A 13,100-nucleotide genomic window follows, 5' to 3' on the forward strand; every position below is an offset into this window, starting at 1 on the left:
AAATGAAAATAAGCCTTCAACTTTATGACATACACGCCATATTAGCTATAATGCGCGACAATTTTCTAAGAGTAAAAGTGACGATATGAATTCTCTGTTTGCCAGTACGGCCCGTGGGCTGGAAGAGCTGTTAAAAACTGAACTGGAAAGCCTGGGCGCACAAGAGTGCCAGGTGGTTCAGGGTGGTGTCCATTTTGAGGGCGACACGCGGCTTATTTACCAGAGCCTGATGTGGAGTCGCCTGGCGTCGCGCATCATGCTGCCGATGAAGGAGTGCAAGGTTTATAGCGACCTTGACCTCTATACCGGCGTACAGATGATCGACTGGACAGAGATCTTCACCCCGAATGCCACCTTTGCGGTGCATTTCAACGGCGTGAACGACGAGATCCGCAACAGCCAGTACGGTGCCCTGCGCGTAAAAGACGCCATTGTGGACTGCTTCACGCGTAAAAATAAGGAACGTCCGAACGTCGATCGTGAAAACCCCGATCTGCGTATTAACGTCTGGCTGAACGGTGACACGGCGAGCATCTCTCTTGATCTGAGCGGTGCAGGCCTGCATCTGCGCGGCTACCGCGATCGTACCGGTATGGCGCCAATTAAAGAAACGCTGGCGGCTGCCATTGTCATGCGCTCCGGCTGGCAGCCGGGCACGCCGCTGCTCGATCCGATGTGTGGTTCCGGTACGTTGCTGATTGAGGCGGCCATGCTGGCAACCGATCGCGCGCCGGGCCTGCATCGCGGTCACTGGGGCTTTAAAGGCTGGGCACAGCACGATGAAGCGCTCTGGAAAGAGGTCAAAGACGACGCGCAAACCCGCGCACGCAAAGGCCTGGCAGAGTACACCTCCCACTTTTATGGTTCGGACAGCGACCCGCGCGTCATTGAACGCGCGCGCAGCAACGCCCGTCGCGCCGGTATCGGCGAGCTGGTCACCTTCGAAGTGAAAGACGTGGCGAACCTGACCAACCCGTTGCCGAAAGGCCCGTACGGTACCGTGATCAGTAACCCCCCATACGGCGAGCGTCTCGACAGCGAGCCGGCGCTGATTGCCCTGCACAGCCTGTTGGGCCGCAATATGAAGGACCACTTCGGCGGCTGGAACCTGTCTCTGTTTAGCGCCTCGCCGGAGCTGCTGAGCTGCCTCCAGCTGCGCGCCGATCGCCAGTTTAAGGCCAAAAACGGCCCGCTGGACTGCGTGCAGAAGAACTACCATCTGGCGGAGAAGGCGGCCGACAGCAAGCCGTCCGGCGTGGCGGAAGATTACGCCAACCGCCTGCGCAAGAACCTGAAGAAATTTGAGAAGTGGGCGAAGCAGGAGGGCATTGAATGTTATCGCCTGTACGATGCCGACCTGCCGGAATACAACGTGGCGGTTGACCGCTACGCGGACTGGGTGGTGATTCAGGAATATGCGCCACCGAAAACCATTGATGCGCAAAAAGCGCGTCAGCGCATGCTGGACGTTATCGCGGCCACCATCGCCGTGCTCGGCATTGCGCCGAACAAGCTGGTGCTGAAAACCCGCGAGCGTCAGAAAGGGAAAAACCAGTATCAGAAGATGGGCGAGAAGGGCGACTTTATCGAAGTGGGCGAATACAACGCGCGCCTGTGGGTCAACCTGACCGACTATCTGGATACCGGTCTGTTCCTCGACCACCGTATCGCCCGACGCATGCTGGGCCAGATGAGTAAAGGCAAGGACTTCCTGAATCTCTTCTCCTATACCGGCAGCGCCAGCGTGCATGCCGGTCTGGGGGGCGCGCGCAGCACCACCACGGTGGATATGTCCCGCACCTATCTGGAATGGGCGGAGCGCAACCTTCGTCTTAACGGCTTAACCGGACGTCAGCATCGCCTGATGCAGGCTGACGTGCTGGGCTGGCTGCGCGACACCGACGAGCAGTTTGACCTGATCTTTATCGATCCGCCGACCTTCTCCAACTCCAAGCGTATGGAAGATAGCTTTGATGTACAACGCGATCACCTGCGCCTGATGACCGACCTGAAGCGCCTGCTGCGCAAAGGCGGCACCATTATGTTCTCGAACAACAAACGCGGCTTCCGTATGGATCATGACGGCTTAGCAGCCCTGGGACTGAAAGCACAAGAAATCAGCCAAAAAACGCTGTCTCAGGACTTTGCCCGTAACCGTCAAATCCATAACTGCTGGTTGATTACCGCGGTCTGAAAGGAAAAATAAATGTCTTTAATTAGTATGCACGGCGCGTGGCTCTCTTTCAGCGACTCACCGCTTCTCGACAATGCAGAACTGCATATCGAAGATAACGAGCGCGTCTGTCTGGTGGGCCGTAACGGCGCGGGTAAATCCACGCTGATGAAAATCCTCAACCGTGAACAGGGTCTGGATGACGGGCGTATTGTTTACGAGCAGGATCTGATTGTCTCCCGCCTGCAGCAGGATCCACCGCGTCACGTGACCGGCAGCGTTTACGATTTCGTGGCGGAAGGGATCTCCGAGCAGGCTGAATACCTGAAGCGCTATCACGAGATTTCGCATCTGGTGATGACCGATCCGAGCGACAAAAACCTCAACGAACTGGCGAAAGTGCAGGAGATGCTCGATCACCACGGTCTGTGGCAGCTTGAAAACCGCATTAATGAAGTACTGGCGCAGCTCGGTCTGGAACCCGATATGGAGCTGTCGGCGCTCTCCGGCGGCTGGCTGCGTAAAGCGGCCCTGGGCCGCGCGCTGGTCAGCGGGCCGAAGGTGCTGCTGCTGGACGAACCGACCAACCACCTGGATATCGAAGCGATCGACTGGCTGGAAGGTTTCCTGAAAACCTTCAGCGGCACCATCATCTTTATCTCGCACGACCGTTCGTTTATTCGCAACATGGCGACGCGCATTGTCGACCTCGACCGCGGCAAGCTGGTGACCTATCCCGGCGATTACGATACGTATCTGCTGGAGAAAGAAGAAAACCTGCGCGTGGAAGAGTTGCAGAATGCCGAGTTCGACCGCAAGCTGGCGCAGGAAGAGGTCTGGATCCGCCAGGGCATCAAAGCCCGTCGTACCCGTAACGAAGGCCGCGTGCGTGCCCTGAAGGCGATGCGTCGCGAGCGCAGCGAACGCCGTGAAGTGATGGGCAGCGCCAAAATGCAGGTAGAAGAGGCTTCCCGTTCCGGCAAGATTGTCTTCGAAATGGAAAACGTCAACTATCAGGTTGACGGTAAAGTGCTGGTGAACGATTTCTCCGCGCAGGTGCAGCGTGGCGATAAAATTGCGCTCATCGGCCCGAACGGCTGCGGTAAAACCACGCTGCTGAAACTGATGCTGGGCCAGCTGCAGGCCGACAGCGGCCGCATTCACTGCGGGACCAAGCTGGAGGTCGCCTACTTCGACCAGCACCGCGCGGAGCTGGATCCGGACCGTACGGTGATGGACAACCTCGCCGAAGGTAAGCAGGAGGTGATGGTAAACGGTAAGCCGCGTCACGTGCTGGGCTACCTGCAGGACTTCCTGTTCCATCCGAAACGCGCCATGACGCCGGTGCGCGCGCTGTCCGGCGGTGAGCGAAATCGCCTTCTGCTGGCGCGCCTGTTCCTTAAGCCAAGCAACCTGCTGATCCTCGATGAACCGACGAACGACCTCGATGTCGAAACGCTGGAATTGCTCGAAGAACTGATTGACGGCTATCAGGGGACCGTGATGCTGGTCAGCCACGATCGTCAGTTCGTGGACAACACCGTGACCGAGTGCTGGATCTTCGAAGGTGAAGGGCGAATTGGACAATACGTAGGCGGTTATCATGATGCAAAAGGGCAGCAATTGCAGTCTCAGGCGCAGAAACAGTCAAAGTCCAAAATAAGTTCTGAACCTGCTGTAACAAAAGCAGAAACTGTCAAGAAAACCTCGGCTAAACTAAGCTATAACCTGCAGCGCGAACTGGAGGGGCTACCGCAGCGTCTTGAAGAGCTGGAAGCCGCGCTTGAGGATCTGCAAAAACAGGTTGCTGATGCGTCATTCTTTACTCAATCGCATGACTATACTCAGAAAGTACTGTCAGAAATGTCCGCGGCTGAAAAAGCCCTGGAAGAAGCATTTGAGCGCTGGGAGTACCTTGAGTCTCTGAAAAACGGCGCATAAACAGGGATAACATATGTGTGACCAGCACCATGCCGACAGGCATATTTTATGCTCGCAATGCGATATGCTCGTGGCGTTGCCAGAGCTTGGTCACGGACATAAAGCCCTGTGTCCACGTTGCGGTGCGACGTTGACAACCGAGTGGGACGCGCCGCGGCAGCGTCCCACTGCTTACGCTCTGGCAGCATTGTTCATGCTGCTGCTCTCCAATCTCTTCCCCTTCATCTATATGAAGGTGGGGGGGATCACCAGCCAGGTAGATTTGCTTGAAATTCCGGGCGTGATGTTCTCGGAAGATTACGCCAGCCTGGGTACCTTTTTTCTCCTGTTTGTCCAGATAGTCCCGGCTTTTTGCCTGGTCGTTATCCTTTTGCTGGTCAACCGCGTCAGGATGCCGGCACCGCTGAAAATCCGACTGGCGCGTATCCTTTTTCAACTCAAAAGCTGGGGGATGGCCGAGATCTTTCTGGCGGGGATTCTGGTCAGCTTCGTGAAGCTCATGGCATACGGCGACGTGGGGATTGGCAGCAGCTTTATTCCCTGGTGTCTGTACTGCGTTCTGCAGCTGCGTGCCTTCCAGTGCGTGGACAGGCGCTGGGCGTGGGACGATATCGCGCCAGCGCCGACGCTTGCACAGACGGTGAAGGTCGGCGTACCCGGTATTCGTCAGGGGCTGCGTTCTTGCCCATGCTGCACCGCCGTGCTGCCCGCCGATCTCGACGTTTGTCCGCGCTGCGAAACAAAGGGGCACGTACGCCGTAAAAATAGCCTTCAGTGGACGATGGCGCTGCTGGTCACATCCATCATGCTGTATCTGCCAGCCAATATTCTGCCGATCATGATCACCGATTTGCTCGGTGACAAAATGCCCTCGACGATCCTCGCCGGGGTGATACTGCTCTGGGGCGAAGGTTCTTATCCGGTCGCCGGCGTCATCTTTATCGCCAGTATTATGGTGCCCACCTTAAAAATGATTGCCATTGCCTGGCTCTGTTGGGATGCGAAAGGGCATGGAAAACGCGATAGCGAACGCATGCACCTGATTTATGAAGTGGTCGAGTTTGTCGGACGCTGGTCAATGATTGACGTGTTTGTCATCGCCGTTCTCTCTGCACTGGTGCGGATGGGCGGTTTGATGAGTATTTATCCCGCGATGGGGGCTTTAATGTTTGCACTGGTCGTGATTATGACCATGTTTGCGGCCATGACCTTCGACCCTCGTTTATCGTGGGATCGTGAGCCTGAATCAAGCCATGAGGAAGAGTAAGAGCATGGAAAATAAGAGTGGAGAGGCGAAAGTGCAGAAGGTCAAAAACTGGTCGCCGGTGTGGATTTTTCCCATCGTGACTGCGCTGATCGGTGCATGGATCCTGTTTTATCATTACAGCCATCAGGGACCGGAAGTCACGCTGATAACCACCAATGCCGAGGGGATTGAGGGCGGTAAAACGACTATCAAAAGCCGAAGCGTGGATGTGGGCGTGGTGGAAAGTGCAACCCTGACCGACGATTTAACCCATGTGGAGATCAAGGCGCGCCTTAATGCCGGCATGGAAAAACTGCTGCACGGCGATTCCGTTTTCTGGGTCGTTAAGCCGCAGGTGGGGCGTGAGGGAATCAGCGGCTTAGGGACGCTGCTTTCGGGCGCCTACATTGAGCTGCAGCCTGGCGCTAAGGGTAACCAGCCAGCCAAATACCAGCTTCTGGATTCACCGCCGCTTGCACCACCTGATGCCAAGGGTATCCGCGTGATCCTCGACAGTAAAAAAGCAGGTCAGCTTACGGCGGGCGACCCGGTCCTGTTCCGCGGCTACCGCGTGGGATCGGTTGAGAAAAGCACGTTTGATCCGCAGAAACGCGCGATCAGCTATCAGCTCTTCATCAATGCGCCAAACGATCGGCTGGTCACCAGCAATGTCCGTTTCTGGAAAGACAGCGGGATCGCGGTGGATCTGACCTCGGCAGGTATGCGCGTTGAAATGGGTTCGCTGACCACGCTGTTTGGCGGCGGCGTAAGTTTTGACGTGCCGGAAGGCCTGGATTTAGGGCAGCCGGTCGCAGAGAACACCGCTTTCCGTCTCTTTGACGATCAAAAAAGCATTCAGGATGCGCTCTATACCGATCACGTCGACTTCCTGATGTTCTTCAAAGATTCTGTCCGCGGTCTGCAGCCGGGGGCACCTGTTGAGTTCCGCGGTATTCGTCTCGGTACGGTTGGACAAGTTCCGTTCTTCGTCCCGGGCCTGAGCCAGATGCTGGATGATGACTATCGTATTCCGGTGCTGATCCGCATCGAACCGGAGCGTCTGCTAAACCAGATTGGCGAAAATCAGGATATTGCTGCCCATATCTCTCAACTGATGGAACGCGGCCTGCGTGGATCGTTGAAGACGGGTAACCTGGTGACCGGTGCGCTGTATGTGGATATGGACTTCTACCCGAAAGCACCGCCGATTACCGGTATCCGTGAATTCGGTGGCTATAAGATCATCCCAACGGTGAGTAGCGGCCTGGCGCAGATCCAGCAGCGTCTGATGGAGACGCTGGATAAGATCAACAATCTGCCACTGAATCCGATGATTGAAGCGGCGACGAACTCTTTGAGCGAAAGCCAGGCAACGATGCGTCGTCTGCAAACCACGCTGGATAACATCAACAAGATTACGGCGAGCCAGAGCATGCAGCAGCTTCCGCAGGACATGCAGAAAACGCTGCGTGAGCTGAACCGCAGTATGCAGGGCTTCCAGCCGGGTTCAGCGGCCTACAACAAGATGGTGGCAGATATGCAGCGTCTTGATCAGGTCTTACGTGAACTGCAGCCGGTGCTGAAAACGCTCAACGAGAAGAGCAATGCGCTGGTGTTCGAAGCGAAAGATAAAAAGGATCCTGAGCCGAAGAGGGCAAAAGAATGAAAAAGTGGCTATTGATGGTTGGTGCTCTGCTGTTAACGGCGTGCAGTTCAGGAGTAGATAATAAAAGCTACTATCAGCTGCCTGTGGCGACCCATAGCGGTGGGCAAAGCACGGCCAGTCAGGGAAACCGTCAGCTGTGGGTTGAGCAGGTTGCGGTGCCGGATTATCTGGCAGGAAACGGCGTGGTCTATCAGACCAGCGACGTTAAATACGTGATTGCGACGAACAACCTGTGGGCCAGCCCGTTGGATCAACAGCTGCGCAACACGCTGGTGGCCAATCTGGGCAGTCAGCTACCGGGTTGGGTTGTCGCGTCGCAGCCGTTGGGTAACGACCAGGATACGCTGAACGTCACCGTAACGGGCTTCCACGGCCGTTATGATGGTGCGGTCGTGATCAGCGGGGAGTGGTTGCTGAATCATCAGGGGCAGCTGATTAAGCGTCCTTTCCATCTGGAGCTCAAGCAGCAGAAAGATGGTTATGACGAAATGGTGAAAGTCCTGGCTCAGGGTTGGGCACAGGAGTCGGCCAGCATCGCGAGGGAAATCTCCCGGCTGCCATAAGTAAAATTCATCATCAAAAACCGCAGTTGGCCTCTCGCTGATTGCGGTTTTTTTTTCGTTTTCACTTCAGTTTGTTACTTGTGCTGCGTCACAATTTTTGTACAAATGAACTTCCAGGTAGCTCACAAATATGACACCCGTATGAATTTTGAACATTGACGATGGGGCTAATTCGGGGTATTCGTTATCTGTGCCTGTACATTGAGTGCAGACACTGTTTTCTTTCCACCAGACAAAAGAATGAGGGAAACGAGGCATGAAGAGACAGAAACGAGATCGCCTGGAACGGGCTCATCAACGTGGTTATCAGGCCGGCATCGCTGGACGTTCTAAAGAAATGTGTCCTTATCAGACGATAAATCAAAGGTCACAATGGCTTGGAGGCTGGCGAGAAGCCATCGGCGACAGGGCACTCATAGCCTGATAACGTCTCTTTCAAAAAAGAAACCTCCGCAATGCGGAGGTTTCGCCTTTCCGGGGGTGCAAAAAGCACGATCAGAACGCAGAAGTATCCTGGAACAGGCCAACTTTCAGGTCGCTTGCGCTATAGATCAGACGCCCGTCTACCAGCACTTCGCCATCTGCCAGGCCCATAATCAGGCGGCGGTTAACGATGCGCTTGAAGTGAATACGATAGGTCACTTTCTTCGCTGTAGGCAGAACCTGGCCAGTGAATTTGACTTCGCCCACGCCCAGCGCGCGGCCTTTACCTTCGCCGCCCAGCCAGCCCAGATAGAAGCCAACCAGCTGCCACATGGCATCCAGGCCCAGACAGCCAGGCATTACCGGATCGCCAATAAAGTGGCAACCGAAGAACCACAGGTCCGGGTTGATATCGAGTTCTGCTTCTACGTAACCCTTATCGAAGTTGCCGCCGGTTTCGGTCATTTTCACGACACGGTCCATCATCAGCATGTTCGGGGCCGGTAACTGTGGGCCTTTTGCGCCAAACAGTTCACCGCGACCAGAGGCAAGAAGATCTTCTTTTGTATAGGATTCGCGTTTATCTACCATGTTCTCAGTAAGCCTTATTTTAGTGAAGGACGCAGGATAGCTAACACGTGTACGCTGAACAAGTCCGATCAGTTCGAACTAAACCAGCCCAGCCAGCGTAACGGCCATGGATAACGATGACGAGCATCCTGCTGTGTCGCCTGAGCAATGCGCTCCTGGATAGTCTGCATCAGGGTGGTTTGCCCTTCGCCATCCCATACCAGGTTTGTCAGTAAGGGTAGTGCATCCTCAATCCCTTCGATGGCCCAGATAGCGAACTGCTCTTGTTCCACCGCATCCAGAATTTCCTGACTGAGGCTTAAATGGCGTGCGTTGGGAGCCGGGATAATCACACCCTGCTTGCCGTTTAAACCGCGCTGCTGACAGATAGAGAAGAAGCCTTCAATTTTCTCGTTGAGGCCCCCCACTGGCTGGGCGCGGCCGAACTGGTCCACCGAACCGGTGATCGCGATGTTCTGATTGATGGGCACTTCCGCCAGGGCGCTGATTAAGGCGCACAGCTCGGCCATAGAGGCGCTGTCGCCATCCACTTCGCTGTAGGATTGCTCAAACGTCAGCGAGGCGGAGAAGGGGATCTGTTGCTCAAGCTGCAGCTCTGACATCAAAAACGCCTGCATGATCATCATGCCTTTGGCGTGAATGTTTCCGCCCAGCTCGGCTTTCCGTTCAATATCGGTGAACTCGCCATCGCCAATGTGCACAACGCAGCTGATACGGGATGGCTCCCCGAATGCGCGCGGATGGCCAGGAAATTCAATCACAGACAGGGCGTTAATCTGCCCGACGCGTTCGCCTTCGGTTTCCACCAGAATTTGTTCGAGCAGAATTTCATCCTGCATGCGGTCAGCAAGATAACCTTCTCGCCACTCACGCTGTGCCAGCATCTGAGTGAGCTGTTCGCCGGTGAACGCCCCGTCACCGCTAATCACACCCACTTCACGCAGCTGTTTGCCGATCCAGAGCGGGCAAAGCGGCAGCGTTTCCTGGTCACCGGTGTAGCGTACCGCTTCGCGGATTAAGCCCGGCCACGCGTCAGCCGCAGGGGTTGGCAGCGCAAAACGTTCGGCAACGGCCATCACCCACTGACACCACTGCGCCATATCGTCGGCGTCAGCAATCTGGATGTTGTCTTCGTATTCGCTATACACGGCCTGCTCAGCCAGTTCCGGCTCCATTTCCTGGAAGTCCGCCAGCGATTCACGGTCGCCCGTCAGCACGACGGTCAGCGACAGCGGCATAGAGGGAACAGAGACGGGCAGAGGACGAGACTCATCGTAGCCGACCCAGTCGAAACGCTGCTGGTGCACGATGGTTTTCAGACGCATCCACAGCAGCGGCTGCGAGAGCAGGGTGCGCAGTGAGATGATCAGAACACCGCCATTTGCGCGATGTACCAGCCCAGGCTGCAGCGAAAGCTCGCCGTTAAACTGGCGCAGACAACCAAAGAGTTGTTCAGCCTCGACCCAGTTAGCGGTAATCACCTCGCCCTTAGCGGCAAAATGGCCGTCGGCCTGTGCCGCCGGTTCGAAAGTGACATCATGTCCCGCGATACGATACTGGCCGCCAAAAACGGCGTTCGCTTCCGGCTTTAACTGACGCACGGCATCCCCGAACAACGTCAGGTATTCCGCTTCTTCCGGGGCTTTGAGCAGCATGAAAGGCGCAGTTGCCCATGGGCTTAAGACCTGCTCCAGCGCGTAATGCAAACGGGGCTGCGTATCGCTAAGGATGAATTCGTGTTCTTTTGCGAGTTCGGGCTGTGCAAACAGTTCCTGATAACTTTCGGTATCCGGAACAAGGTCACGCCATGCAAGTTTCGTAATGGTCAAAGTTGATGTTTTTTAGTCAGATGTAAAAGCGTGGAGTATACCGTAAGCGGGGGGCTGTACCCAAGCGGGATTGGGTATTTCGACAGGGCGATTGGCTGCATTCACTCACAGGATATGATTTCTTTTCAGCAGATTGCTAAAAAACTGATATTCTGAACAGAGTTACGTGGTAACACTGAGATCGCAATGAAATATCAACAACTGGAAAATCTCGAAAGCGGCTGGAAATGGAAGTACCTGGTCAAAAAGCACCGTGAAGGGGAGCTGATCACCTGCTACATCGAAGCCAGCGCTGCGCAAGAAGCCGTGGATATTTTGCTGACCCTCGAAAATGAACCGGTACAGGTTAACGGCTGGATTGAGAAACACATCAATCCTGCCTTGTTAAACCGGATGAAGCAAACTATCCGTGCGCGACGCAAACGGCATTTTAATGCTGAGCATCAGCACACTCGAAAAAAATCAATCGACCTTGAGTTCGTTGTCTGGCAACGTCTGGCTGGGCTGGCACAACGACGGGGTAAAACGCTTTCGGAAACCATCGTGCAGTTGATTGAGGATGCCGAACATAAAGAGAAGTACGCCAACCAGATGTCGACGCTGAAGAGCGACCTTCAGGCGCTGTTGGGTAAAAAGTAGATTTTTCTTTTCTTCAGACAATAAAAAACCCCGCATGGCGGGGTTTTTTTATAAGACGTTAACTTATGCCGCTGGCTGAGTTACAACGTCTTTGATGCCTTTAACTTCGATCTCTACGCGACGATCTGGAGCCAGGCAGTCGATCAGTGCAGCGCGAGCTTTCACGTTGTCACAGGTGTTGCCAGTAACTGGGTTAGATTCGCCCATACCACGTGGGGAGATCTTGTTAGCTGGGATACCTTTAGAGATCAGGTAATCAACAACAGACTGAGCACGTTTCTCAGACAGTTTCTGGTTGTAAGCGTCAGAACCGATACGGTCGGTGAAGCCCAGAACCACTACAGAACCGTCTTTAGGATCCAGGTTGCTCAGCTGAGAGTACAGCTGATCCAGTGCCTGCTGACCTTCTGGTTTCAGAGTCGCTTTGTTGAAGTTGAACAGAACGTCAGACTTCAGAGTGAAGTGCTTGGTCTGTACTTCTGGAGCTGGAGCCGGCGCTGGAGCAACAACTGGTGCTGCTTCTTCCTGCTGGCCGAAACGGTAGGAAACACCTACGCTCAGCATGCCGTTGTCTGGACGAACACCAACGGTGTTGCCGTCGCCGATGTTGTTAACCCACTGGTATTCCAGACGGGTAGCGATGTCACGGGTCATAGCCCACTCAACGCCACCAGCGAATACTGGGGAAACACCGGTGTCATGGTCGCTACCAACCTGGTTGTTGCTGGAGTCAGCGCGCCATACCATGCCGCCCAGACGGGTGTACACGTCCAGATCGTCAGTTACTGGGTAACCCAGTTTAGCGGTCAGCTGAACGCCCTGTGCTTTGAAAGCGCCGTTTACGGTGTCGCCTTTGTATGGCATACGACCTAACCAGTCGTAACCCATTTCAAAACCAACATACGGGTTAACCTGATAGCCACCGAACGCACCTGCACCAAGCTGGCTCTCGTGAGTCGGGCCATCGTTGTTCAGGTCTTTGTTGTACCAGCCGGTGTCGTGGAACTGAGACCAGCCCAGTTTACCACCTGCATACCAGGTATTATCTTTCGGAGCGGCCTGCGCTACGGTAGCGAAGCCAGCCAGTGCCACTGCAATCGCGATAGCTGTCTTTTTCATTTTTTGCGCCTCGTTATCATCCAAAATTCGCCATGAAAGTCTCAAGAGAGAATCACGGTTAAATCCTTCACCGGGGGGCGTGGTCAAATATAAATCTACCGATATCTTCGGCTTAGGCCGAGCACCCCTGGCGATGTAAAGTCTACAACGTAGCTGAAAACTTACAAGTGTGAAGTCTGTCAGGCATATGAAAAAAAAAGTTCCGTATACCGATTATTTAACATTTTTAGAACGAATTTTGTGCAATAAAATGAAGGAGAACCGCACCAGACAAGCCTTGCCGCAATTTTCAGACCGGGAACTTTAATGCCATCTTGTGGTCGAAAAAAATTCCAGGAAAAATCTTAATTTCACTCAATGATACAAATTTGAGTGAATTTTTAGCCCAGAAAGTTGTCCTCTGCGGTAAGAATCCGATCGAACCGGACGCATAATGAACCCGATCGCACTCCCTTCTTCAGCGGCTTCAGTCAGACGGAAATGTTCCTCTTCCGTCAATTCTTCGGGTAACCATCCAATTACCACGCTGTAATTTCCGGTGCGTAACGCGCGGATCATCGACTCAACGGTATCGCACGGTGAGAGCTGATTAATCTGCATGACCTTGGTCAGCGGAAGGCCAGCGGACTGAACCCACTCACGGCTCAGTTTTTGCTGAGGCGTTAGCCAAAGCTGCCAGCGCGATTGCTGACCAAGCTGTTGTAATAACGGCAACAACAGAAGTTGCGTCAACAGGGGCTGGTCTTCACGATAAACCACTTCACTGATAAGCCCTGTGGAAACACGCTCGACGGAATTCTGCGCGACATTGCCTGCGGCAGAAGAGAGAGAGATTGCGCGATTTGCATAGCCTGAAGTGTGCATATTCATTCCAGCCCTGTAGTTACTGTATGGATATACAGTAACCCCT

11 protein-coding genes are annotated in these 13,100 nt (G+C 54.4%); 7 read left to right on the top strand and 4 right to left on the bottom strand.

Annotated features, from left to right (window positions below):
* Window positions 1-85: 85 nt before the first annotated feature.
* The 6 genes from rlmKL (at window position 86) to rmf (ending at window position 8,013) form a co-directional block, all read left to right on the top strand.
* The gene (gene rlmKL, locus OTG14_RS03360) at window positions 86-2,194 is read left to right on the top strand and encodes a bifunctional 23S rRNA (guanine(2069)-N(7))-methyltransferase RlmK/23S rRNA (guanine(2445)-N(2))-methyltransferase RlmL (RefSeq protein ID WP_008499936.1); all 2,109 of its coding nucleotides are present in this window, start codon (window positions 86-88) and stop codon (window positions 2,192-2,194) included.
* Window positions 2,195-2,206: 12 nt separating this feature from the next.
* On the top strand, window positions 2,207-4,114 hold the full coding sequence (locus tag OTG14_RS03365; RefSeq protein ID WP_061715629.1) for an ABC transporter ATP-binding protein: 1,908 nt from the start codon (window positions 2,207-2,209) through the stop codon (window positions 4,112-4,114).
* Window positions 4,115-4,127: 13 nt separating this feature from the next.
* Complete coding sequence (pqiA, locus tag OTG14_RS03370; protein WP_024907769.1) at window positions 4,128-5,381, top strand: membrane integrity-associated transporter subunit PqiA; 1,254 nt, start codon at window positions 4,128-4,130, stop codon at window positions 5,379-5,381.
* Between the two features lie 4 nt (window positions 5,382-5,385).
* The gene (pqiB, locus tag OTG14_RS03375; protein WP_061715628.1) at window positions 5,386-7,026 is read left to right on the top strand and encodes an intermembrane transport protein PqiB; all 1,641 of its coding nucleotides are present in this window, start codon (window positions 5,386-5,388) and stop codon (window positions 7,024-7,026) included.
* Window positions 7,023-7,589 (top strand): membrane integrity-associated transporter subunit PqiC, encoded by a 567-nt coding sequence (gene pqiC / locus OTG14_RS03380; RefSeq protein WP_024907767.1) that lies wholly within the window; start codon window positions 7,023-7,025, stop codon window positions 7,587-7,589. Before pqiB ends, pqiC begins: the two co-directional genes overlap by 4 nt.
* Before the next feature lie 256 nt (window positions 7,590-7,845).
* Window positions 7,846-8,013 (top strand): ribosome modulation factor, encoded by a 168-nt coding sequence (gene rmf, locus OTG14_RS03385; RefSeq protein ID WP_013097261.1) that lies wholly within the window; start codon window positions 7,846-7,848, stop codon window positions 8,011-8,013.
* Window positions 8,014-8,084: 71 nt separating this feature from the next.
* Here rmf and fabA read toward each other — a convergent pair whose 3' ends face one another.
* Window positions 8,085-8,603, bottom strand: a complete 519-nt coding sequence (gene fabA / locus OTG14_RS03390) for a 3-hydroxyacyl-[acyl-carrier-protein] dehydratase FabA (protein ID WP_008499931.1) — start codon at window positions 8,601-8,603, stop codon at window positions 8,085-8,087.
* Window positions 8,604-8,671: 68 nt separating this feature from the next.
* Window positions 8,672-10,432, bottom strand: a complete 1,761-nt coding sequence (locus tag OTG14_RS03395) for an AAA family ATPase (protein WP_024907766.1) — start codon at window positions 10,430-10,432, stop codon at window positions 8,672-8,674.
* 186 nt (window positions 10,433-10,618) lie between these two features.
* Here OTG14_RS03395 and matP point away from each other — a divergent pair, with 186 nt between their 5' ends.
* On the top strand, window positions 10,619-11,071 hold the full coding sequence (gene matP / locus OTG14_RS03400; RefSeq protein WP_248163785.1) for a macrodomain Ter protein MatP: 453 nt from the start codon (window positions 10,619-10,621) through the stop codon (window positions 11,069-11,071).
* Between the two features lie 63 nt (window positions 11,072-11,134).
* On the opposite strand, the gene ompA is transcribed toward matP, so the two are convergent.
* Both ompA and sulA read right to left on the bottom strand, forming a co-directional pair.
* On the bottom strand, window positions 11,135-12,190 hold the full coding sequence (ompA, locus tag OTG14_RS03405) for a porin OmpA (RefSeq protein ID WP_024907765.1): 1,056 nt from the start codon (window positions 12,188-12,190) through the stop codon (window positions 11,135-11,137).
* Between the two features lie 354 nt (window positions 12,191-12,544).
* The gene (gene sulA, locus OTG14_RS03410; RefSeq protein WP_024907764.1) at window positions 12,545-13,054 is read right to left on the bottom strand and encodes an SOS-induced cell division inhibitor SulA; all 510 of its coding nucleotides are present in this window, start codon (window positions 13,052-13,054) and stop codon (window positions 12,545-12,547) included.
* Window positions 13,055-13,100 lie beyond the last annotated feature (46 nt).

The organism is Enterobacter pseudoroggenkampii (assembly GCF_026420145.1).
GTDB classification, from domain to species: Bacteria; Pseudomonadota; Gammaproteobacteria; order Enterobacterales; family Enterobacteriaceae; genus Enterobacter; species Enterobacter pseudoroggenkampii.